At 48.8% G+C, this 21210-nt stretch carries 21 protein-coding genes; 13 read left to right on the forward strand and 8 right to left on the reverse strand.

Features of this window, described 5'->3' with window-relative positions; translation table 11 throughout:
- The first annotated feature begins 4 nt into the window (after window positions 1-4).
- The 4 genes from ribH to ODZ53_RS16625 all read left to right on the forward strand — a co-directional run bounded on the left by ribH (window position 5) and on the right by ODZ53_RS16625 (window position 4309).
- Complete coding sequence (gene ribH, locus ODZ53_RS16610) at window positions 5-469, forward strand: 6,7-dimethyl-8-ribityllumazine synthase (RefSeq protein WP_015893048.1); 465 nt, start codon at window positions 5-7, stop codon at window positions 467-469.
- 126 nt (window positions 470-595) lie between these two features.
- Window positions 596-2098 carry a spore germination protein gene (locus ODZ53_RS16615; protein ID WP_372678439.1) on the forward strand — a complete coding sequence of 501 codons (1503 nt, stop codon included), beginning with the start codon at window positions 596-598 and terminating at the stop codon, window positions 2096-2098.
- A gap of 4 nt (window positions 2099-2102) precedes the next feature.
- On the forward strand, window positions 2103-3191 hold the full coding sequence (locus ODZ53_RS16620) for a GerAB/ArcD/ProY family transporter (protein ID WP_372678441.1): 1089 nt from the start codon (window positions 2103-2105) through the stop codon (window positions 3189-3191).
- Window positions 3188-4309 carry a Ger(x)C family spore germination protein gene (locus ODZ53_RS16625; RefSeq protein WP_372678443.1) on the forward strand — a complete coding sequence of 374 codons (1122 nt, stop codon included), beginning with the start codon at window positions 3188-3190 and terminating at the stop codon, window positions 4307-4309. Before ODZ53_RS16620 ends, ODZ53_RS16625 begins: the two co-directional genes overlap by 4 nt.
- A 28-nt stretch (window positions 4310-4337) precedes the next feature.
- On the opposite strand, the gene ODZ53_RS16630 is transcribed toward ODZ53_RS16625, so the two are convergent.
- The 3 genes from ODZ53_RS16630 to ODZ53_RS16640 form a co-directional block, all read right to left on the reverse strand.
- Window positions 4338-5870, reverse strand: a complete 1533-nt coding sequence (locus ODZ53_RS16630; protein ID WP_372678445.1) for an aldehyde dehydrogenase family protein — start codon at window positions 5868-5870, stop codon at window positions 4338-4340.
- Between the two features lie 3 nt (window positions 5871-5873).
- On the reverse strand, window positions 5874-6500 hold the full coding sequence (locus ODZ53_RS16635; protein ID WP_372678447.1) for a TetR/AcrR family transcriptional regulator: 627 nt from the start codon (window positions 6498-6500) through the stop codon (window positions 5874-5876).
- A gap of 105 nt (window positions 6501-6605) precedes the next feature.
- The gene (locus tag ODZ53_RS16640) at window positions 6606-7613 is read right to left on the reverse strand and encodes a M23 family metallopeptidase (RefSeq protein WP_372678449.1); all 1008 of its coding nucleotides are present in this window, start codon (window positions 7611-7613) and stop codon (window positions 6606-6608) included.
- Window positions 7614-7819: 206 nt separating this feature from the next.
- Between ODZ53_RS16640 and ODZ53_RS16645 the strand changes: the two genes are divergently transcribed.
- From ODZ53_RS16645 to lipA, 4 genes are all read left to right on the forward strand, one after another.
- Window positions 7820-8371 carry a DJ-1/PfpI family protein gene (locus tag ODZ53_RS16645; RefSeq protein ID WP_015893041.1) on the forward strand — a complete coding sequence of 184 codons (552 nt, stop codon included), beginning with the start codon at window positions 7820-7822 and terminating at the stop codon, window positions 8369-8371.
- Window positions 8372-8507: 136 nt separating this feature from the next.
- Window positions 8508-9635 carry a metallophosphoesterase family protein gene (locus ODZ53_RS16650; RefSeq protein WP_372678452.1) on the forward strand — a complete coding sequence of 376 codons (1128 nt, stop codon included), beginning with the start codon at window positions 8508-8510 and terminating at the stop codon, window positions 9633-9635.
- Window positions 9632-11827: an ATP-binding protein gene (locus tag ODZ53_RS16655; protein WP_372678454.1), complete on the forward strand. Its 2196-nt coding sequence runs from the start codon at window positions 9632-9634 to the stop codon at window positions 11825-11827. Before ODZ53_RS16650 ends, ODZ53_RS16655 begins: the two co-directional genes overlap by 4 nt.
- A 101-nt stretch (window positions 11828-11928) precedes the next feature.
- Window positions 11929-12831, forward strand: coding sequence for a lipoyl synthase (lipA, locus tag ODZ53_RS16660; RefSeq protein WP_372678456.1), 903 nt, complete (start codon window positions 11929-11931; stop codon window positions 12829-12831).
- Window positions 12832-12900: 69 nt separating this feature from the next.
- Here the strand turns inward: lipA and ODZ53_RS16665 are convergent, their stop codons facing one another.
- Window positions 12901-13863, reverse strand: a complete 963-nt coding sequence (locus ODZ53_RS16665; RefSeq protein ID WP_372678458.1) for a YhcN/YlaJ family sporulation lipoprotein — start codon at window positions 13861-13863, stop codon at window positions 12901-12903.
- Between the two features lie 79 nt (window positions 13864-13942).
- On the opposite strand from ODZ53_RS16665, the gene ODZ53_RS16670 reads away from it, so the two are divergent.
- Window positions 13943-14608, forward strand: coding sequence for a YutD family protein (locus ODZ53_RS16670; RefSeq protein ID WP_199926621.1), 666 nt, complete (start codon window positions 13943-13945; stop codon window positions 14606-14608).
- Window positions 14609-14706: 98 nt separating this feature from the next.
- Here ODZ53_RS16670 and ODZ53_RS16675 read toward each other — a convergent pair whose 3' ends face one another.
- The 3 genes from ODZ53_RS16675 to glpX form a co-directional block, all read right to left on the reverse strand.
- Window positions 14707-15156: a hypothetical protein gene (locus ODZ53_RS16675; protein WP_372678460.1), complete on the reverse strand. Its 450-nt coding sequence runs from the start codon at window positions 15154-15156 to the stop codon at window positions 14707-14709.
- A 153-nt stretch (window positions 15157-15309) separates the two neighbouring features.
- Entirely contained in the window at window positions 15310-15579 is a 270-nt protein-coding gene (locus tag ODZ53_RS16680; RefSeq protein WP_372678462.1) for a DUF3055 domain-containing protein, read from the reverse strand.
- Window positions 15580-15591: 12 nt separating this feature from the next.
- Window positions 15592-16566, reverse strand: coding sequence for a class II fructose-bisphosphatase (gene glpX, locus ODZ53_RS16685; protein WP_372678464.1), 975 nt, complete (start codon window positions 16564-16566; stop codon window positions 15592-15594).
- A 395-nt stretch (window positions 16567-16961) separates the two neighbouring features.
- On the opposite strand from glpX, the gene ODZ53_RS16690 reads away from it, so the two are divergent.
- From ODZ53_RS16690 to ODZ53_RS16705, 4 genes are all read left to right on the forward strand, one after another.
- Window positions 16962-17396, forward strand: coding sequence for a DUF86 domain-containing protein (locus ODZ53_RS16690; protein ID WP_372678466.1), 435 nt, complete (start codon window positions 16962-16964; stop codon window positions 17394-17396).
- A 111-nt stretch (window positions 17397-17507) separates the two neighbouring features.
- Window positions 17508-18137 carry a helix-turn-helix transcriptional regulator gene (locus ODZ53_RS16695; RefSeq protein WP_372678785.1) on the forward strand — a complete coding sequence of 210 codons (630 nt, stop codon included), beginning with the start codon at window positions 17508-17510 and terminating at the stop codon, window positions 18135-18137.
- A gap of 326 nt (window positions 18138-18463) precedes the next feature.
- A complete protein-coding gene (locus ODZ53_RS16700; protein ID WP_372678468.1) occupies window positions 18464-19705 on the forward strand; it encodes a DUF4073 domain-containing protein in 1242 nt (413 codons plus the stop codon).
- Between the two features lie 167 nt (window positions 19706-19872).
- Window positions 19873-20652 carry a TIGR01457 family HAD-type hydrolase gene (locus tag ODZ53_RS16705; protein ID WP_372678470.1) on the forward strand — a complete coding sequence of 260 codons (780 nt, stop codon included), beginning with the start codon at window positions 19873-19875 and terminating at the stop codon, window positions 20650-20652.
- Here ODZ53_RS16705 and ODZ53_RS16710 read toward each other — a convergent pair.
- Window positions 20647-21162, reverse strand: a complete 516-nt coding sequence (locus ODZ53_RS16710; RefSeq protein ID WP_372678472.1) for a phosphatidylglycerophosphatase A family protein — start codon at window positions 21160-21162, stop codon at window positions 20647-20649. The two genes, ODZ53_RS16705 and ODZ53_RS16710, sit on opposite strands and share 6 nt — an antisense overlap.
- Between the last annotated feature and the right edge of the window lie 48 nt (window positions 21163-21210).

Raw genomic sequence — 21210 nt, forward strand, 5'->3', positions numbered from 1 at the left:
AACGATGAGAACATTCGAAGGACATTTGGTTGGAACAGGCTTGCGTGTAGGGATTGTGGCAGGACGCTTTAACGAATTAATCGTAAGCAAGCTGGTCGGAGGGGCTCTCGATGCCCTGAAGCGTCACGGCGTAGAGGATGAACAGGTAGACGTGGCATGGGTACCGGGCGCGTTTGAAATTCCGTTGATCGCCAAAAAAATGGCGGAATCCGGTCGCTATGATGCGGTTGTTACATTGGGAGCTGTCATTCGTGGCTCCACTCCACACTTTGATTATGTCTGCAATGAGACCGCGAAAGGAGTTGCGTCCCTATCACTCTCGACTGGGATACCCGTTATTTTTGGTGTTTTGACGACAGACAATATCGAGCAAGCTATCGAGCGAGCAGGAACCAAAGCAGGCAATAAAGGCTGGGAAGCAGCAACGGCAGCGATCGAAATGGCTAACTTATCTAAGCAGTTCGCCTAATCATTTCATATGGGTAGGGAGATAGTTCAACGGGGGCTTCGGCTCCCGTTTTCTATTTTTTTGGATAAAGTAACCACAGATAGGTCAAAGTAAGAAAGATTTTCCTGAAAAAAAGGGGGATCTAGCATGAAGCCGACTGATTGGTGGAGAGCGCAAGTAGAGGCCATACAAGCAAAGCAGCGCATCAGTTCGGTTCAAGCGCGGCGAAGCGAACAAATTACACCGGATACGGTAAAACAACGCATGCAAAACGTGGATGACCTCAGCAGCTTGTCATTGAAGATGAATGACGAGGAGGTACACGTTTTTTTTCTCGATACGCTGGTGGATGTGTCTCAGATTTATGAGAATGTCTTTCTTCCGTTGCAGCGTTCCGATGGTAAAGATCCGATGCAGACGCTCCCTTTCTCACAGGAATGTCTTCTTGACGATATGGAGACGTTGATGAGTAACTTGCTACGCGGTCATACCATCTTGTTTTTCCTGGAAAGGGATCTCATTCTGCATATGAATACATTTCAGGTCGCTCATCGTTCCATTACGAAATCCGAGACGGAGGCGACCGTCCTTGGACCGCAAGACTCCTTTGTTGAAATGCTGGAGATCAATTTGTCCTTGCTTCGGAGAAGACTCGCTACACCTCATCTGAAAGTATCGAGCTACACGATTGGCACCGAGGCGCACAACAAGGTAGCTGTAATTTATCTGGAAAACATCGCGAACGCAGAAAATGTGGAGCGCGTGAAAAAACGGCTCGCCAATGTCAATTACCCTGGATTTGTCGGGATGCCTGTCTTAAAGCAGATGCTGGAAGACAAGCCGTATTCTCCATTCCCGCAATTTGGCTTGACGGGTCGGCCTGACAATGCAACAGCAGCCTTGTTGGACGGCAGGATCGTGATCATGCTGAATGGCAGTCCGGAGGCTGCCATCTGTCCAACGTCCTTTCTGGAGATGTTTAGCAGCCCCGAAGACTTTTACAATCGATGGTCTACGGCGAGCTTGCTGCGGATGATTCGCTTTTTCGGATTGTTTATCACCATTATGCTCACCTCCAGCTACGTCTCTGTCTTGACGTATCATCCGGAAATGCTTCCTCCCGCTTTGCTGACGATTTTGTCTGAATCGCGCAGTCGGGTGCCTTTTCCGCCCGTGATCGAGGTACTCATTATTGAGCTCGTCATCGAGATCTTGCGGGAAGCGGGGATACGCATGCCGACTAAAATCGGCCAGACAATCGGTATCGTTGGCGGTATCGTGATCGGGACAGCCTCTGTACAAGCGGGGTTAGCCAGTAATATCCTGATCGTCCTTGTTTCTGTATCGGCACTACTTTCTTTTGTGCCACCCAATTTTTTGATGAGTAATGCGATTCGGCTCGTGCGCTATGGTTTCATCCTGATGGCAGGTGTATTGGGCATGTACGGACAGATGCTGGCCCTGTCGTTTTTATTCGCGCATTTGCTCAACCTGACTTCGCTCGGGACTCCGTACATGACCCCGGGAGTTCCGCGTCAATGGACCGATTTGATGAATGGTCTCGTACGTGCACCATTGAGGTTTATCGTCAATCGCAACCGCATGTCTCGGGCAAAGCAAAAGCATGTCCGGCCAGTTGGGGAGGATTAGGGAGATGGATAGAGGGAGAATTGACAGCCTGAATCCGATCCTGGTAATCGGATTGATCATGAATACGATGGTGGGAGTTAATTTACTTGGACTGGCTCATTCTGCTAGTAAACTAGGCTACAATCTGTGGTGGTCTCCGATTTTGTTGGGGTGCATCGTCAGCTTAACGTTAATACCGATGATGGCCTTGTGTCGTCGCTATCCAGAGGATAATTTGTTTCGGATTCACGAAAAGCTGTTGGGAAAATGGCTGGGACGCTGTTTCAATATCTTGATTATCGTCTACGCCATTTTGAATGTATCTACCGCCAATGAAGGATATGTCAGACTGGTGCAAACCTCCATGCTGAGCAATCAGACAGCCACATTGCCGTTGCTCGGATTGACTTTGACGATGGTCTACATTACAAATGGCGGCATCAAATTGATCGCGCGTTTTTGCCTGCTAACCTTCTTTTTTACGGGCTGGATGGTTTTACTTTTGCAGTACGGATTTCAAAAGGGAGGATTCACGCATATTTTTCCTCTTTTTAATACAGATTGGCGCAGTATAGCTGAAACCGTGCACAATTCTTACGCGAGTATGCTTGGGTATGAATTGGTCCTGTTTTTCTACCCGTATATCCAAGAGAAGAACAAGGCACACAAGCATGTGCTAATTGGGGTATGGATCGTGGTTTTGTTGTATGTCATGATCTTGATCACAAGCGTAGCTTATTTTTCTGAATGGCAAATGGAAAATCTCATTTATCCCATTTTGAATTTATTTAAGGCTGTAGAGCTGTCTTTTTTGGAGCGGATCGAAAATCTCGGGATTGGTCTCTGGGTCTTCCTCATTCTTAGCACGAGTACGGGATATTTGTGGGTTGCGCGTACAGGTCTTGAAGAAATGGCAGAAAAGACTCGGCTGTGGCATCTGCTTTTACCTACCATCATTTCGTTTTTATTCATTGTGGGGCCATTATCTGTAGAAAAACAACGCTACATTTATGACAAGGTGACTGTTTATATAGCCTATGGGTTGATCTTATGGCCTATTTTTTTGTTATTGCTTCATTCTTTGAGGTTCGGTAGAGGAGAGCGGGTATCATGAAGAGGGCGAGCTGGTTCATTGTTGTTACGGTTATCCTCTTGCTCAGCCTTTGCGGGTGCGGAAGCGAACTCGAACGGCCAGCACTGGAAGACATGGCCATGATTGGGGTTATGGGCTTTGATTATGTGGATCGTGAAAAGATAGATGTCACCGTATCCGTACCGGTTCCCTCCAAAAATAAGGAATCCACGCAGGTGTACTCGACTTTTTCCTCGATGACGAGCGAGGCGATGCTGAATCTCGCGACAAAAGCAGAGAGGACCATGTCTCTCTCTCAATTGCGTGTGATTTTGTTCAGTGAAGAATACGCCCGCAAAGTAGGGATCGGAAAAGTCATCCTTGATCTCTATCGCAATCCGATTGTAGGAGAAAATGTATACATTGCCGTCGTACAAGGAAAAGCGAAAGATGTCATCAAAAGAACCTATAACCACAGGCCGGAAATCAACACGTATTTGAACAGCTTGCTCCGTCCGCGAGTGGAAACGGCCTTTTCGTCTTTTGCGACCATTCACGATTTTGTTTTTATGATGACTAGCAATACGATGGACCCCAATCTTCCTTATCTTATCCACAGTGACGGAGATATTCAGATCACCAAGGTGGCCCTTTTTCGAGTGGACAAGATGATCGGAATGTACTCACAGCGAGAGGGGAAGCTGGTTCAGGGGTTTCTGGGTAGAAAGCGCTTGCCCCGTATGAGCTTCGAGTTCAAGCACGAGGCGAAGACAGGTAAAAAACAAACGGAAAAGGTCGTCTTCGATTTTGTAAGGGCAAACACGAAAGTAAGAAGCAATGGCAACATGAAAAAGCCTGTCATCCACATCGATCTTCGGGTGAGAGGGATGCTGGTGGGCTATTCAGGCAGCAAGGATTTGGAGAAGCGGGGTCAATTTCGGACCATGGTTCAAGAGCTTGAGAAACGGATCAGTAAGGAAAGCATGGAAATGCTGGTACGTTTTCAAAAGCAAGGGGTTGACCCGTCGCAGCTCGAGGAGAGCATTCGCCAAAAATATGTTGGCAAATGGACACGCGAAACGGGTCTCGCCCTCTATAAAAAAGCAAAATTCAATATCAAAGTTCATGTGGACATCGTCGGTTTTGGCACACTGAAATAAAATAAGGAGCAGCAGCATTCCGCTGTGGTTAGAACAGACGCTTGAATTCGCGCCAAATCGCACCCAAAGTACGGCGATTTACATTTTGGAGCTTGCCGTACAACAGGTTCGTCAAACCAATAAAGGTGAGCTCCTGATCTTTCGTATACGGATACCAATTGAATTCACGCTTGCGTTTGCCCGGATCATGGATGACAGAAATGCTGTGCGTAAAGGCTTGCAATCCTGAAGGCCCGCGATAACGGCCGATGCCACTCTGTTTGACCCCGCCAAAAGGAAGGTGGGGATTGGCGTAGCTGATTATGACGTCGTTGATGCACACATTGCCGCTATCGAGCTGACGAGCTACGCGATCCGCTTTTGTTTTATCGCCTGACCAGACAGAGGCATTCAGCCCGTACGGTGAGCTGTTAGCCAGGCGAACAGCCTCCTCTTCGGTGGCAAAAGTCATGATGGGCAACACTGGACCAAAGGTCTCTTCCCGCATGATTTTCATCTCAGATGTCACGCTTGTGAGAATGGTCGGCGCGATATACATGCTGTCAGAGGAAGGAAGTCCCCCGGTGACCGCAGTCGCGCCAGCGGCCAGTGCTTCGCTCACATGCTCACGGACAATTCCGATTTGTTGGGAAGACGTCATCGAACCGACCTCGGCCTGATCCGGATAGCTTTGGCGCAATGCTTTTGTCTTTTCGATGACCAGCTGGAGAAATTCAGGATATACCTTTTCATGGACAAAAAGCCGTTCGACAGACATACATACCTGTCCCGAGTTCGTAAAAGCCCCCCACACCGCGCCATTTGCTGCTCGCTCCAGATGAGCGTCTTCGAACACGATCATCGGGTCTTTGCCACCCAGCTCCAATTCAACAGGGATCAAATGCTCCGCCGCCGCCGCCATAATTTTTTTGCCTGTCGCAACAGAGCCTGTAAAAAATATTTTATCTGGGCGAGCAGCCACTAGCGCCTGTCCAGCTTCGCGTCCCCCATGAAGGACGGTCACAACTCCATCTGGCATTGAAACAGCGGAAAACACCTCTTCAATGATCAGTCCGGCAGAAGCAGTCACCTCGGAAGGTTTTAAAATAACGGTATTGCCTGCTACGAGGGCAGATAATACGGGAATGATGGCCAGCTGAAACGGATAATTCCACGGAGAGATGACCGCGACTACACCCATTGGCTTGTAGTGGATATACGATTTCTTCGGCCACAGCACGATAGAGGTTGGTACCGGCTGATCGGCCAGCATCTGATAAGCATATTTTTCATAAAAACGGATCGTGTCGACAGTGACGAAAATTTCGGTCATGTACGCTTCCAACGTAACCTTTCCGGTAGCCTCACTAATTTTTCGGGCAATTTCTTCGCCGTGATCGACTAAATAGTGCCGCAACCGTGTCAAATAGTCCAGACGCTCGGCCAACGATGTAGTAGACCAAGCTGGAAAGGCAAGGCGCGCACGTGCCATCGCGTCTTCTACTTGTGCTGGAGTCGCTTCCTGTAAAGAGCCAAGCTGCTCACCAGTGGCGGGATTTTGCAAAGACATGACTGTCATCATGATTCACCTCGATTCAGGAGAGTAGGATTCAGTTGAGAAGAGTGTATACATCAAATGGGCAAAGGTCTGTTCAAAGCGGGCAATCGCTTCTTCCGGATTCTGTAACTCATCGAGTAAAAATTGAAAAAGGAATCCATCGATTGCAGAGTAAATGAGTGAGACTGCGGAGTCTTCGTCGATGGTCAAGGAAGTTTGTTCTTCGAGCTGCAATCGTACGAGCATACGAGAGATGAGCTGATGCAGACGGGATCGAATGACTTTTACCTGTTCACCAAACACTGGAACGTACATGGCCTGTACCTGCAAGTCATACCAGAGCCGATGCAGCTTTCGATTTTCTTGTAGACTACGGCACAAAACACGGCCTAAAGCTGCTGACCATTTTCCGGATGGAGCTGCGAGTACTTCGCGTTCCAGCTCCTCCATAAAACGTCCTTTGTAGCTAGAGATTACAGCGAGCAAAAGCTCTTCTTTGCTTGCAAAGTAATAATGCAGAATGCCAAGTGAGACGCCAGATTCCTTGGCAATGTCGCGCAAGGAAACAGAGGCATACCCTTTGTCAGCCAAACAAGCAGTCGCTTGCTCAATCAAAAATGCCCGTTTTGCCTCGGCTTTTTTCTGGGTAGTCACTTTCTCACCTCTTTTTTGGACAATTGTCCAGTTTTTCTGTTTTTATTGTATTTTTACGGATGATGTCTGTCAATGAAAAGAGCTGCCCATAAAAAAGAAGCGGCTTTATTGCCGCTTCTTTTGCCGTTCCCATCGTCGTAAATACGGATAAGGATCAAATGACCAATCTGCGCCACCTGTCTCCCGGTACATACCGTAATGCAGATGGGGAGGGAATTTGCCGGAAGTGCCGGGCTTCCCATAACCAGAGCTGCCGACATATCCGATTACTTCACCCGGCTCCACGATGTCACCCGGCTTCAAGCCCTTTTTAAACGAGGACAGATGTGCGAAGTAATGGTACACATTGCCCATGTCACGCATGCCGATTCGCCATCCACCATACCTGTTCCAGCCGATTACCTCAATGACTCCATACGCTGTGCTGAGTACAGGGGTGCCGTGGCTGGCAAAAATATCGGTCCCCTCGTGGATGCGACGACCACCCCAGCCGCGCGGAGCTCCCCATGTACTACGGTAGCTGTATTCATACCTCGCTGGGATGGGAAAATGGCGCTCATCTAAGTGCAGATGCTGATACTTTGCATACACCTGTGCGAACTGCCTGATCGTCTTCACGGCACGATCCCGCTGGTAGTACGACCAGAGACCGATTTGCCAATCTTCGTGGGAGAAGCCGTACTGGGATAGGTAATGAATGAAAGTAGTGAGTGCATCGAGATCGTTGTGACGATCTGCGACACCATCGCCATCTCCATCCATCCCAATCCCTTGAAAAAATTGGATAGATACCGGATTCGTATCCTCTGCGTCAGGATTGAACGCTCCTGCCCAACGATCACTTGGGATGTCCACAGCTGTTAGCCGCGAAACGTTTTCCTGCTCCTGCTTCTTTCGGCGTATTTTCATGGTACGCTCGTATTGATCAATAGCTGCTAAATAATTCCACGGAATGCCGTACATCGATTCCAAGCGCAAAAAAACTTGCAGGCGCTCTTGAAGAACCGGGTCTTGCTCTTTGGCGGACGGAGCGATTCCAGCGGCGGATTCTAGTGGAGAAATAGCTGCAACCACGCACAAGCTGATCTGAATGATTAGGCGGAAAACTCGCATGCCGTCTCCCTCCTGCCTCGTAGTCTTTTGTTGTAGTTTCTGCCAGTTGGAGTGAATTATCCAAGATACTTTTGGAAGGGCTTTTGGTTGTTATTGAGGAAAGTTTTGTAAATTCGCGGTGGTAGTGGCAGGAGCACACCCTATCGTCAAAGAATTGAAATCTGGAGGAGTGTATTCCTTAAAAATCGTCATGAGGAGGCTGTGTGATGAGCAAAAAAGTGTTGATTGTAACAGGCGACGCTGTAGAGGCACTGGAGGTTTTCTATCCGTATTATCGCTGCTTGGAAGAAGGGTATGAAACGGTCATTGCAGCGCCCAGCGTGAAAACCCTGCACACCGTTTGCCATGATTTCGAAGCACACAGTGAGACATACACAGAAAAGCCAGCTTATCAGCTTCCCGCCCATGTTGCCTTTTCGGACATTAACCCTGAGGCGTTTGACGCTTTGATTATTCCGGGTGGACGAGCACCAGAGCATATCAGGCTCAATGAACACTTGAAGCCGATTGTCGCGCACTTCTTCGAGACGAACAAGCCAGTCGCAGCCATCTGCCATGGCTCTCAAGTATTGACGATTGTTCGTGAGCACTTAGCCGGTCGTGAAATCACAGCGTACCAGGCTTGCAGACCCGATGTAGAAGCGTGCGGAGCAATCTACCAAACGGAAACGCTCCATGTCGATGGTAATCTTGTTTCCGGACATGCTTGGCCAGACTTGCCAGGCTTCATGCGTGAATTCCTCCATTTGCTCAAGTAAACAACCAGTTCCCCAAACTTCCGTCATTGCTGGCGGAAGTTTTTTCGTTCTGACAGATACTTTTCATCCAGCCTTTTCCTCTGTATCATAAAGGGAAAATATGTTCGTCTGGTTCATGTGAGGAGTGGAAATAATCGTGCTGTCATTTATTCATACAGCGGATGTCCATCTGGATGCGCCGCTTCAAATGTTGGGGGAGCGCTACGAGCTGCGTCAGGATGATTTTCGTCAAACGATGAAAAGAATCCGTGATCTCGTTCGGGAAAAGGAAGCAGATTTCTGGCTCATTGCTGGAGATTTGCTGGAATACCACGGGGGAAGACGATCCACTGCCTTGTTTTTACGTGATCTTTTTGCCAGTATCGCACCAATCCCTGTCGTGATCGCACCTGGCAATCACGATCCGTGGCGAGCGGATTCGTTTTATCAAACATTGGAATGGCCGGGGAACGTCTACTGGTTTACACCCGAGTGGGGGGTGTATGAATTTCCCGAAAAGTCGTGCGTAATTTACGGCTGGGGCTTCGGGCAGCCACATGTGTACGAGTCGCCACTCGATACATTTCCAGGAAAATTGGAAGGGTATACCCATCACCTGATGGTTCTGCATGCCAGTGTGCTTTCCAATTCAGGAGAAGGAGAGCATCACCCGTATGCGCCTGTTACCTTGCAGCAGCTTGTACAGACGGGCATGGATTATGTTGCGATGGGACACATTCACAAGCCGGAATCATTCATGCATCCTGTCAAAAAACAACCGTTCGCAGCTTACCCAGGCTCTCCAGAAGGATTGACGAGCAAAGAAGCGGGAGAACGACATGTTTTGTATGGAGAGCTGGATCATGATGGCAGGTTGCAGCTGACGGCGATTCCTGTCCAGTCACGCAAAATTCAAAAGCTGGAAATCAAAGCGAATGGAGTCGAAACAACTGAGCAGCTCATTGAACGAATGGAGCAGCAACTCATGGAGGAAAACGACTCCGATATGATGTACATCACGCTAATAGGGGAGCGAGCAGCCCATTTTCAACCTCCCTTGTCCGTCCTTCAACAGCGATTTTCCCGATTTTTTGTGTTGCAGCTGACAGACCAGACCTGGCCTGATGTGGATGAGGACAAGCTGATCGCAGATGGTGGCGTCTGGGGGAGATGGCTTTCCAAACTGGCAGAGGCGGAGTCCCGTGCACAAAATGAGGACGAGCGAGAAATCGTCAGGCTAGCCAAACAAGAGGCTTTGGCGCGGATTGGAGGGACCATTCGATGAAAATAGAGGAGTTAGTGCTGGGGAGCTTCGGAAAATGGCAGGATGCTTCCTTTCGTTTTGCTCCGGGCATCAATCTGTTTTATGCTCCCAATGAGTCAGGAAAATCAACCATCTTACAAGGCATTTTCGCTGCCTTGTATGGAATGAAACGCGATTACGTCAAAACGGCGCGATACTTGCCTGAATATGAAAAGTATCGTCCGTGGCAGAGTGGCTCATATGAAACGATTATTACGTACAAATTAGCGGGCAAAACCTATCGTTTGCACCGACAATTGACGAAGGAACGGGAGGAGGCACGCCTCTTTTTGGACCCCGAATGGACGGAGCTGACTGAGCTTTATTTGGAAGACAGGCGCAAGGAACGGAATTTTATCGAAAAGCATACGGGCCTTACACGCAGTCTATTTACGGATTTGACGTGGATCAGGAGGGAACCGCTTCAAGCGGCTGAGCATTTGATTCCGACTTTTACGACTGCGGAAGAAGCCAATCCGGCTGTCCAACAAATTTTGGCGGAGCTGGATCGAGAGGTTGCCCTCATCGGTAAAAAAGAACGGGCCGAAAATACACTTTTGGGAAAAGCCGCTACGAAGGTGGCGCAAAAAGAGCAGGAGAAAGAAAACGCAAAGGTAGCTTGGCGAACAAGCAGCCAACTGACGCTGCAAATAGCGGAAGCGAAAGAAGAATGTCAGCAATTAGAACTGCGGCGAAGCCGATTGCAGCAGCATCTGGAGCGTTCGATTGGACAAGCAAAAGTGTTGCAGGAACGCTGGCAACGAAGCCATGCTCCTGTCAGTCAACAAGACTGGGAGTGGTGGGAGCAAACAGCTCATTCAGAGGGCGAGTTGGCCATTCATCAAGAGGCAAGACGAGGTCTCACTCAGGTAAACATGCCGACAGTAGCCGTACAACAGATGGATGACCAGCTTATCCCCCTACAGAACGATTATGAAAAAGGAACACAATTGCTCAAACAGCGAGAAGCACTGCATATTCGTTTGGCGACATTGGCTGTATCCGCCCTTTCTACAAGTCCACGAAGATCAGCATCACGCAGCACCCGACAAGGCAATCAGGCAAAAAGGAGACGGGGAGCTGCCCTTATGTGGGGCGGCGCAGGGATATTGTCTGTTCTCGGGTTAATCGGCTTCGTGAGTGGACATCCCATTCTGGGAGGGATTTCTGCGACCGTCGCTTTGTTGCTGTTTGGCTTTGGGGTTTTCTTGCTGCGGGTAGGCCGGAGTACGGGCGAAGTCAATCAGACAGCAGATCAAGATGCGGTACAGGATAGTCAAAGGGTACAAGAAGAGATCGTTTCCATCGATGCTGAGGTCGCGGCACTTGTTCAGAGATGGGGTGCGAATAATTGGGATACATTTTTGGAAAGACGGGAAGGGCTACTGAAAAGCACAAACAAGCAACAATCTGAGCAGCTTCTATCGGAAATGGCGAAAACGAAGCAGGAAGCTGATCTGTCTGCAAGCTGGGGTGAGGCACTTCGCAACTTGCTGGATCAGGAAAAAAACGTGCTTGAAACCGAGCAAGGCAAATTACGCATCGAGATGGCAGGGATTGAGGAGAGACTGCAGGAGCTGCGGGAACAAATGGCAAGAGGAAGTGGGGAGATGGCGGTTCACGAGAGCCTGTCACTATCTCGCGCAACGGATGAGCTTGAGGAAGCCCAGGCAGCACTTCGTCAGCTGCAAAATAAGCGAGATGCCCTCCAGCTGGCTCGGGAAATGCTGCAGGAGGCAGTAGGGGAATGGCGACGAGATAGCACGCCCGCTGTGAATCAGCAGGCTTCGGAGATCATCGAGCATATTACAGGGGGAACGTATCGAGATGTCAGACTCGATCCCCGTGACGGATTTGCCGTTCGTTTGCTTGCGCCGACCAAACAAATGGTACTCGAGCAGGACCAATGCTCAACTGGGACTATCGATCAGCTTTACCTTGCCCAACGTTTAGCCTTGATGCATCATGCCAGGCAGTTGGAGCCATTGCCTCTCTTTTTCGATGATCACTTTGTCCATTATGATGAAGAACGCCTTCGTCGAACGCTTGACTATGTCACCATGCTGGCACAGGAACATCAAGTGTTTCTTTTCACCTGTCATGAGCGAGAGCTGCGCATGCTTGCGCCATTGCTTCGCCAAGAGGAGCGCCATGCCGTTCACCGAATCGGGTAATTGTTTCCGGGGCAGGAAAGAGGTTGCCCCTCTGAAATCCAACCTCTATAATGGAAATTGTTATTGTCTTGTACCATGATGTCACATGAGGAGTGAGCCCTATGACGCAACGCAAGCCGGAGTGGCTCAAGATCAACCTTGTTTCAGGATCAGAACTAGCCAGCTTTAAAGAGCTTAAGCAAACCATGCGCACGAAGACGCTACATACCGTTTGTGAAGAAGCAAAATGCCCCAACATTCATGAATGCTGGGCAAGCGGTACAGCAACTTTCATGATTTTGGGTGATATATGTACCCGTGCCTGTCGGTTTTGTGCAGTAAAAACGGGGTTACCGACGGAGCTGGATACAGCTGAACCAGAACGTGTAGCAGAAGCAGCTGAACAAATGCGTTTGAAGCATGTCGTTGTTACTTCCGTTGCTCGTGATGATTTGGCAGATGGAGGCGCACAGATTTTTGCCGATACGATTCGTGCGATTCGTCGTCGACTGCCGTTTGCTTCCGTAGAAGTATTGATTCCCGATTTTATGGGGAACTGGGATGCGTTAAAAGTGGTCATGGACGCAAAGCCTGACGTACTCAACCACAACATTGAGGCGGTTCGCCGGATGTCAGATCGCGTACGGGCAAGAGCCAAATACGATCGGACGCTGGAACTGTTGAAAAAGGCGAAGGAATTCCAGCCGAGCATTCCGACGAAGTCCAGTCTGATGATTGGTGTAGGCGAGACGATGGAGGAAATCATCGAGACGATGGATGACCTGCGTTCTGTCGACGTCAACATCATGACGATTGGTCAGTATTTGCAACCGACCAAGAAGCATTTGAATGTAGAAAAGTTTTACCATCCAGATGAATTTGCTCGCTTGAAGGATGAAGGCATGAACCGTGGTTTTAGCCACGTGGAATCAGGGCCATTGGTGCGCAGCTCGTATCATGCTCACGAGCAGGCGAGTGCCGCGAAGGAAACGATTGCGAAAGAATCCATGCCGAAAGCGCAATAATAAGTAACCCCCTCAACCGCCCTAAGAGCGGAGTTGAGGGGGTTTTTCACTACTTGGGGGAGAGGCTTTTTAGCGGCTGGTTGTTGTCTTCACGTTATGGGATGTTCCACCCATACGCTTGACGAGCGTGTCAATGCTTCTCGCATCTTCTGTACGCGCTGTACTCACATTGCTGGAGCGACTTGCTACACGAGCGATTTCTTGAATGTCATTCGGATTATCGGTGACATACACTTTGTAATAGCGTGGTGAAACCGATTCGGCGTTCATTCTTGCCTGTTTTTTCGCTGTGTGCGCATCTGCTCCTTGTGTGTGCAAGCCTACAAAAACTTCTTTGTCCGTTACCAAGACGGTAGAACGCTGTACGCCAGGGCAGCTAGCAGTAACATTCCCTACAGCTTTTGCCAATGCTTCACGGTCTACATAGACGTTTGTTACACTGGCAGTTCTCATATGCTGACGGTCAGTCTGCACATAACCCATGTGTGGCATTCCAGTTTGCATGACACCTGCTCCACCGCGGTTTGTACCATGCTGCTGGTAAATGGAATGGTTTGTACCAGATGGTGCATTGTAAACACCCGTTGTACCCATACCAGCTTTATGATCCGTAAAGGCATTGTACGGTCTCATTCCACTTGTGTAGGCGTTGTAGTTGTTTACATGTGGGTAAGTACCATTTGGATATGCACCATAGTTATTCCCAGCATTGTTGGTCAGTCCCATGCCATTGCGAACATGGAGTCCATCACGAGTGCCGTCGTAGTTGCGGACGTGGAGCCCGTCGAGACTAGTGGTGCCAGCACCAGTGTAATTACGGGTATGATGATACCCGTCAATGTTCGTCGAGCGCATGCCATCGTAGTTACGGACGTGCATTCCATCAAAATTTCGGACGTGCGGAGCAGACTGGTTCGACATCGTCTTGTTCGGATGCGTGTAATTAGGCGCAGCATTATTTGCACAACCAGAAGCCAACAGCACAATACCTGCAATTGCAGGATACAACCATGTCTTTTTCAATGGTAACACCCCCTACATGATAGAATGTCCAAAGGCACAGGTCAGTTATCGTGGGAAATTTAGCTCATGTTGCGTGAAATATGATAAGATGGACGTAGTATACATGCGTAAGGAGGAAGCGAGTTTGATTCGCACGCAAGCCGGTACTTATGAAGTCATGGAAGTAAATCGAGACGGCTGGAACCTTGAGGCGTTCAAGGAGCGCTATAGCGACATCCTCGACAAGTACGATTATATTGTAGGGGACTGGGGCTATGGTCAGCTTCGTCTTCGTGGGTTTTATATTGACGCTAATCGCAAAGTACCGTTCGAGCAGCGGATCGCCGCTTTGGATGAGTACCTGCATGAGTTCTGCAATTTTGGTTGTCCGTACTTCGTTTTGCGCAAGGTAAAAGCAAACGTTGGCAATGGTGACGACCAAAGCGGGCAAGACGAAGCTGGTTTTGATGCCATCATTGATATTCGTCTGGACATTCCTCGTGAAGAGGGTGGCTCTTCGCCTTATGTAGAACGAAAAGAACGTAGACGTTATCACCCGCGTCAAAATAAACAGGATCGCCAGAACAATGCTGGCGCTGATCGCAATGGGGCAGGGAGAAACGAACGTGGGGAGAAGCCAAAGTTTCAAAAGGATCGCCCTGATAAAAATGGCAAGGATTCCAACTCACGAGAGCGCCGTCCTAATCAATTCAAACCCAATCGCGAACGCGATAAAGTCCCAACAGGACCAAATACACCAAAGCGTGAGTCCTAAAAATCAATCAGAATAACCGAAGCATAAAAAAAGAGCCCTGGATGTCAGGGCTCTTTTCGTTTTGCGATCGAATAACCTCCGCCAAAACCATTAGGGGTTCAAAAACCACCGGGACCACCGAAACCACCGGGTCCACCGAAACCACCGGGTCCACCGAAACCGCCGGGTCCACCGAAACCGCCGGGTCCACCAAAGCCACCGGGTCCTCCGAAGCCACCGGGTCCACCAAAACCACCGGGACCCCAACCAGGCCAGCCCCAAGTGGGCCAATAACCAGGCCAGCAAGTACTGCATCCCCACCAAGGATATGGCTGTGGGACGACAACGACCTCAGGACCGCGTCTTCTACGGAAAAAGACTGGGTGAGCCTGATCTTCTGGAATGTATTGAAAATCCTGGTCTGATGAGTAATAAGGTGGTTGGTCATATTGAGCAGGAACAAATTGGTTTTGATCGTATTCGTTTTGATCATATTGGACTTGATCGTATTGGTTTTGGTCATAAGAACTTTGGTCATAAGAGTTTTGGTCGTATGGATAAGATTGCATGATGCGATTCGCACTCCTCTCGTTATCTGTCAGTGCATCTGTGCAGTAGCAGTATACGAGGCATACGCCTGTAAGGAGCATTGTCCAGCAGGAAATGGGCGGAAGTTATCAATAAAAAAAGGAAGAGCCCGTAATGGCTCCTCCTTTGGGGAATTAAATGGCTGCTTCCAAAAATGCTTTCAATTCTTCGGCTTCACTCTCATTCAAGTTGAATGCAAATTCCAGATAGCCTTCTTCTTCCAGATCATCATGTCCAATAATAGCGGAGCGTCCATTTTGAATGTTGATCACAATCGCCTTCCCATAAAAACGGGTGGTCGTTGTAATCGCGAGGTCAAAACGCGTAGCTTCGCCCGTGAAGCTGACAAAGCGCGTTCGAGTATCCTCGGCTTCGTCGTACAAGTAGAACAAATCATTTGCCATGTAGGTGTCCCTCTACTTCCATAAAAGATTTGGTTTGTGTTCGGTATTGTGTACAGCGCGGACAAAGCGAATGGTTTTGGTTTTGGCACGCATGACGATCGAATGAGTTTCCACCATATCATCGCCGAGGTAGCGTACACCTTGCAACAGCTCTCCATCAGAAACGCCTGTTGCCGCAAAAATGGCGTCGTCCCCTTTGACCAGATCGTCTAGCGTCAAGAGCTGCTCCGGATTATCGAGCCCCATTTTGATGCAACGCTCGCGTTCGCTGTCGTTTTGTGGCTTGAGCTGGGCTTGCATGTCGCCACCCAGGCACTTGATCGCTGCGGCACTGATTACGCCCTCCGGCGCACCACCGATCCCCAAGAACAGGTCAATCCCTGTATGCGGCAGACAGGCAGCAATCGCTGCACCCACATCGCCATCTCCAAAAAGCTTCACGCGCGCACCCTTTTCACGAATGGCGTCAATGATCGCCTGATGGCGGTCACGTTCCTGAATAATGACCGTCACATCTTGTACGCGCTTGTTGTTTGCTTTTGCTACAACCTCTATCATTTTATCCACGGGATCGTAAAGGTTGATTTGTCCGGCAGCACGTTTGCCGACGGCCATTTTCATCATGTACATATCGGGTGCATGCAACAGTGTGCCACGGTCTCCGATGGCGATAACAGACATGGCATTGTTGTGACCCTTCGCGACAATCGTCGTTCCTTCTAGCGGGTCAACCGCCACATCTACCTCAGGCCCGTCTGCTTCCTGGTTACCGAGCTTTTCACCGATATAGAGCATGGGGGCCTCATCCAGTTCACCTTCGCCAATAACGACGGTACCCCTCATGTTGATCGTGTCAAACATGGCGCGCATGGCGCTGGTCGCTGCTCCATCTGCTTCATTCTTTTTCCCGCGTCCCATCCAGTGAGAAGAGGCGAGTGCAGCCATTTCCGTTACCCGCACAATTTCCAGTGCCAATTCGCGTTCCACAGTGTGTTCCTCCCCTTATGCTTGCCGACAAAAATTCACCCCATCATTGTAACATAAAGTTATCACTGATTCGTCTTTTCAGCACCGAGAAAGTGGCGAGAACCTGAAAAGGAGGAGCGGAGTGTAGGGGATCTACATGAGCACCGGACTTTGAAAGGTGAACGCCACTTTCGATGTCGAATAATCCCCCGGTACAACTACGTGATCAAAAGACGAACGCGATTCGTGACAGGTCGTACAAATTTGGTATACTGAGGGATGAAAAGAGGTGAAACCGGTGAGCAATTCCTATTTGCAGGAAGGGGAATTGGTGCTTCTCGTCCTGGTGCTAACATTTGTGTTTACTGTTTACTACTCAAAACGCAAATCAAAAAAGCGAAAGTAAGGAGAAATATATGTACGACGTGAATACAAAACGAATCGACCAAGTATTGGAACATATGTCTCGTATGCTGGATCTGTTGGATAAGCTCAGTGAACGAGGAGCCAAAGAGGTTTTGGCAGATGAAGTAGCTGTTGCTGCGATGGAGCGAGCCCTGCACTTGTCTATCGAAGGAATAGTGGATGTGGGAAATGCGCTGATCGACGGATTCATTATGCGAGATCCAGGAAGCTACAGCGACATCGTGGAAATTTTGCGGGATGAGCAAGTTATCACGGATGAACAGGCTTTGATCCTGACACGTGTAACTGATTTCCGCAAGCATCTGGTCAATGATTATACAAGTGTGCCGGTCAGTGAGATGTACAGTCTGGTAGAAGAAGCGACCAGTACTATTCGTCAGTTTGAGCCACAGGTAAGAGTCTTCTTGAAAAAAGAACTTTTTTAAAAAGCCATTTTTAGTCTATCGCCATGTAGCGGATATTTTATACAAAAGACTTTCGTTTGTTTACTAAAACGTCTTCATCCACTACAATAGGTAGAAAGGACGGTGATACGTATGACAAACGAAGGAACGTCCACTCGTGATCAAATCCTGCATATGCTCAAGGTCAAAGGTTCACTCCCTGTCAGCGACATGGCCGTCGAGCTGGGGATTACTGAAATGGCGGTACGGCGTCATTTGAACACCCTCGAGAGAGATAATTTGATCAAGTCTACGCTTGTTCGCCAAGCGATGGGACGCCCAACGAATGTTTATTCATTGTCGCAGGAAGCAGACGAGCTGTTCCCGCGCAATTATTCTCATTTGACATTAGATTTTTTACAAGACATAAAAGAAATCGACGGTTTGTCCAAAATAGAAATGCTATTTAGACGCCGCGAGAATCGCTTGGAGGAGACTTATCGCTCCTACATGCAAGGCGACCTGGAAAATCGTGTAGCCAAGCTGGCCGAACTGCAAAACGATAAAGGCTACATGGTGGAATGGGAAAAGGACGAAGACGGAGACGGCTACCGGATTCAGGAGTTCAATTGCCCAATCTCGCAAGTAGCCCGTGAATTCAACCAAGCGTGTAGCTGTGAGCTTTCCTTGTTCCGTCGGGTTTTGAAAGCCAATGTGGAGCAAACCACGTGCATGGCAAAAGGCGGAGACAAATGCGTGTTTCACATCAAGGAAGCGAAATAAAATAGCGATAACGACAGTCCACTCGAATCGGGTGGATTTTTTCTTTTGTTTACAACCGGCTATTCTATAAGAACGATGCAGGCACAGGATTCAGTTAACGTCCTGTGTCTTTTTTCTATAATCAGGCAGGTATTAAGTACCTTTTTTTCTCCATTCTCGCAATCTTAATGTTGGTTTAACGTTTTCTTTATGTTGGACATTTACTATTTATGGTGTAAAAGGGCAACTAAACACACAGAAAAGCAACGGAAAGGTGGAATGATATCAGGAAAGTATTGGTAGAACGGATGGGCGTCGTGACGAAAACAGATGAGGAGAGATCCGTAATGAAAAAAATGGTATCAAGTATAGCTGCTTCTGCCATCTTGTTGGGTGGAATCCTGCCAGTCGTTGATTTTGCTCATGCAAAAGACAAAATTCCTGAGAAAAAGATGACGATGACATTTGATGTGATCAGTGATATCCAGGGAGACCTCCGAGATTTTAGTCACGTTTTGCAAGACATCAATGAGGAAAATCCAAAATCCAAAGCGCTGATCATTAACGGTGATATTACTTCTCGCGGTTACGATTTTGAATATCAAGCCGTACAAGATGTGCTCGATAAAAATCCTCATCCCGAAAACGTGTGGTCCAGCATCGGCAATCATGAGTTTTATGTGCCGAAGTGGAAGAATCCCCAAACGCTTGCACAAAGTTCATGGCCAAACGGCACAACGGAAGAAGAACTGTTCGATAACTTTTACCAATTCAGTGGAGAAGACAAAGTCTATCACCAAAAAGAAATCGATGGATATCCCTTCCTTTTCCTCGGCACAGAAAAATACATGAAATACCACGATCCAAAATTGTGGGATGAAGTTTACATGAGCGACGAGCAACTGGATTGGCTGAAAGATAATCTGAAGCGTTATAGCAAGAAGGACAAGAATAAGCCCATTTTTGTATTCTCCCACCATGTGCTTCCGGACAGTATCTCGGGCTCCAGACAAAGTCCATACACGAACGATTACCTGGATGTGGACAAGCTCCTCGACATCTTGAAAGACTATCCGCAAGTTGTTTTCTTTTCGAGCCACACCCATTGGGACCTGAACCTGCCGGATTGGGCAGGCAAAAAGAAAGTCAAAGGCGGAGACAAACGCGGCTTTACCGTCGTAAACACTGCCGGTATTGAAACGGGATGGATGTCAGCAGGTCCAGACGGGGGCGAAAAAGTCACGCCGGATGGAGGAGCTTTCAAGCAAGGACTACGCTTGCAGGTGTACGGTAATGATGTCGTCATCCAAGCGTATGACTACCAACACGACAAAGTAATTAAGCAACTCAGCATCCGTTATGGAAAAATCGAGCAGTTGCCGCCGGATGTACAGGCGGATGATGAGAATAATGTGCTTGTGAACGCGACGGAATACATGGAGTACGCAGTTGGCAAGCAAAAAAACTGGCAGGATTATGATCCTGAAGATCCTCCGACATTTCCAGGATACCAGAACGTGTATGTCCGTCATAAAGGGGAAATGAACCTGGAAGCCGGCAAGCCAATCATGGTCAAATTCAAGAAATAACGGGACTTCCGTAGTTCGTGATAAGAGGGCCGATCGGGTACTAAACAAAAAGCAGGAAGCGGTGGAAGCCCGTTTCCTGCTTTTTGCGATAGGAAGGAGGAAGGATTACACTAAGAGGGGAGAGCCTGTTCAACCGGCTTACGACAACAGATGGGAGATGGAACAACGTGAAACTATATAAAGGCTATTTGCTTGATCTGGATGGGACGATTTATCGGGGAAAAGAAGCGATTCCGGGAGCAGCAGCATTCATCACCCACTTGAAAACTCATCAGATCCCGTATTTGTTCCTGACAAATAATTCTTCAGCCTCTGCACAGCACGCCGCAGAACGGCTGGTAGCAATGGGCATAGAAGCACAGGCTCGGGACGTGTATACCACGAGTATGGCGACCGCTACGTATTTACAAGAGCATGCACCAGCGGGTACACGCGTCTACGTGATTGGAGAGGCGGGCTTGCATGATCAGCTGGCGGATGCAGGCTATGTGATTACCGATGAAGATCCGGCTTATGTCATCGTCGGGATTGATCGTGCTTTTACGTATGAAAAGCTGGCGATCGCCGCACGCGCTATCCGTGCAGGAGCAACTTTTCTCGCTACAAATGCAGATGCTGCCCTGCCGACAGATGCCGGTCTGTTCCCCGGCAATGGTTCACTGGTGGCCGCCGTCTCCGTTGCCTCCGCGACCAAACCAATCGTGATTGGCAAACCAGAGTCCATTATCGTTCGGTACGCACTGGATCAGCTTGGTACTGCTGCGGCTGACACGCTGATCGTCGGGGACAATTTATATACGGACATTGAGGCAGGTGCCAACAGCGGCTTGGACAGCTTGCTCGTTTTGACCGGCTATTCCACGCGCGAAGAAGCAGAACAGCATCATGCTGCTCCGACCCATATTGCGGAAGATTTGCCGGAATGGCAGCAGCGAATCTCACTATGATTCAGCGCATTCTTCTTGCTGCTTCTGGCGGTGGGCAATGCGGCTAGAGGCGGCGGCTGCGACCGCACCAACAAGATCGTCTAAAAAAGTATGGACACCATTACGCTTGTCGTTGAGATCGGCGAGTTTGCCGTGCTTCAGCTTGTCTACATAACCGAAGTTGGTGAATCCGATGCTTCCGTACAGGTTGACGATGGCGAGGGCGAGTACCTCGTCTATGCCGTATAGCGGCTCGTCTGTTTCAATAATCGCCTGGAGCGGGGGAAGCAGCTGTTTTTGTTCCGCGAGGATATCGAGCTGAATCCCGGTCAGCAACGCGTTTTGGACCTCGCGTTTTTTCAAGACGGACGACACACTGTCGAGACACATGTCCAAGGTGATGTCCGGGATATATTTTGACTGTAGGAACATGACAATTTCAGCAATGTCGTTCATGCTGACTCCTCGTTTTTCCAACAGCTCAATAACGAAATCTAGACAACTCTCACTATTTAGTGGATGCTCACTCATGCTTGTCGCTCCTCCTTTTCGGCATGAATGCATCTAGTATCTGCATAC

This window comes from Brevibacillus sp. BD137 (assembly GCF_041644655.1).
Taxonomy (GTDB): Bacteria; Bacillota; Bacilli; order Brevibacillales; family Brevibacillaceae; genus Brevibacillus; species Brevibacillus brevis_D.

Excerpts from the sequence above, each read along its gene's own strand:
- ODZ53_RS16630 (WP_372678445.1), bottom strand. The coding sequence starts at position 5,870 with ATGATGACAGTCATGTCTTTGCAAAATCCCGCCACTGGTGAGCAGCTT.
- ODZ53_RS16690 (WP_372678466.1), top strand. The coding sequence starts at position 16,962 with ATGTACGACGTGAATACAAAACGAATCGACCAAGTATTGGAACATATG.
- ODZ53_RS16625 (WP_372678443.1), top strand. The coding sequence starts at position 3,188 with ATGAAGAGGGCGAGCTGGTTCATTGTTGTTACGGTTATCCTCTTGCTC.
- ODZ53_RS16700 (WP_372678468.1), top strand. The coding sequence starts at position 18,464 with ATGAAAAAAATGGTATCAAGTATAGCTGCTTCTGCCATCTTGTTGGGT.
- ODZ53_RS16695 (WP_372678785.1), top strand. The coding sequence starts at position 17,508 with ATGACAAACGAAGGAACGTCCACTCGTGATCAAATCCTGCATATGCTC.
- ODZ53_RS16710 (WP_372678472.1), bottom strand. The coding sequence starts at position 21,162 with ATGAGTGAGCATCCACTAAATAGTGAGAGTTGTCTAGATTTCGTTATT.
- ODZ53_RS16615 (WP_372678439.1), top strand. The coding sequence starts at position 596 with ATGAAGCCGACTGATTGGTGGAGAGCGCAAGTAGAGGCCATACAAGCA.
- ODZ53_RS16675 (WP_372678460.1), bottom strand. The coding sequence starts at position 15,156 with ATGCAATCTTATCCATACGACCAAAACTCTTATGACCAAAGTTCTTAT.
- ODZ53_RS16655 (WP_372678454.1), top strand. The coding sequence starts at position 9,632 with ATGAAAATAGAGGAGTTAGTGCTGGGGAGCTTCGGAAAATGGCAGGAT.
- ODZ53_RS16680 (WP_372678462.1), bottom strand. The coding sequence starts at position 15,579 with ATGGCAAATGATTTGTTCTACTTGTACGACGAAGCCGAGGATACTCGA.
- lipA (WP_372678456.1), top strand. The coding sequence starts at position 11,929 with ATGACGCAACGCAAGCCGGAGTGGCTCAAGATCAACCTTGTTTCAGGA.
- ODZ53_RS16620 (WP_372678441.1), top strand. The coding sequence starts at position 2,103 with ATGGATAGAGGGAGAATTGACAGCCTGAATCCGATCCTGGTAATCGGA.
- ODZ53_RS16670 (WP_199926621.1), top strand. The coding sequence starts at position 13,943 with ATGGACGTAGTATACATGCGTAAGGAGGAAGCGAGTTTGATTCGCACG.
- ODZ53_RS16640 (WP_372678449.1), bottom strand. The coding sequence starts at position 7,613 with ATGCGAGTTTTCCGCCTAATCATTCAGATCAGCTTGTGCGTGGTTGCA.
- ribH (WP_015893048.1), top strand. The coding sequence starts at position 5 with ATGAGAACATTCGAAGGACATTTGGTTGGAACAGGCTTGCGTGTAGGG.
- ODZ53_RS16645 (WP_015893041.1), top strand. The coding sequence starts at position 7,820 with ATGAGCAAAAAAGTGTTGATTGTAACAGGCGACGCTGTAGAGGCACTG.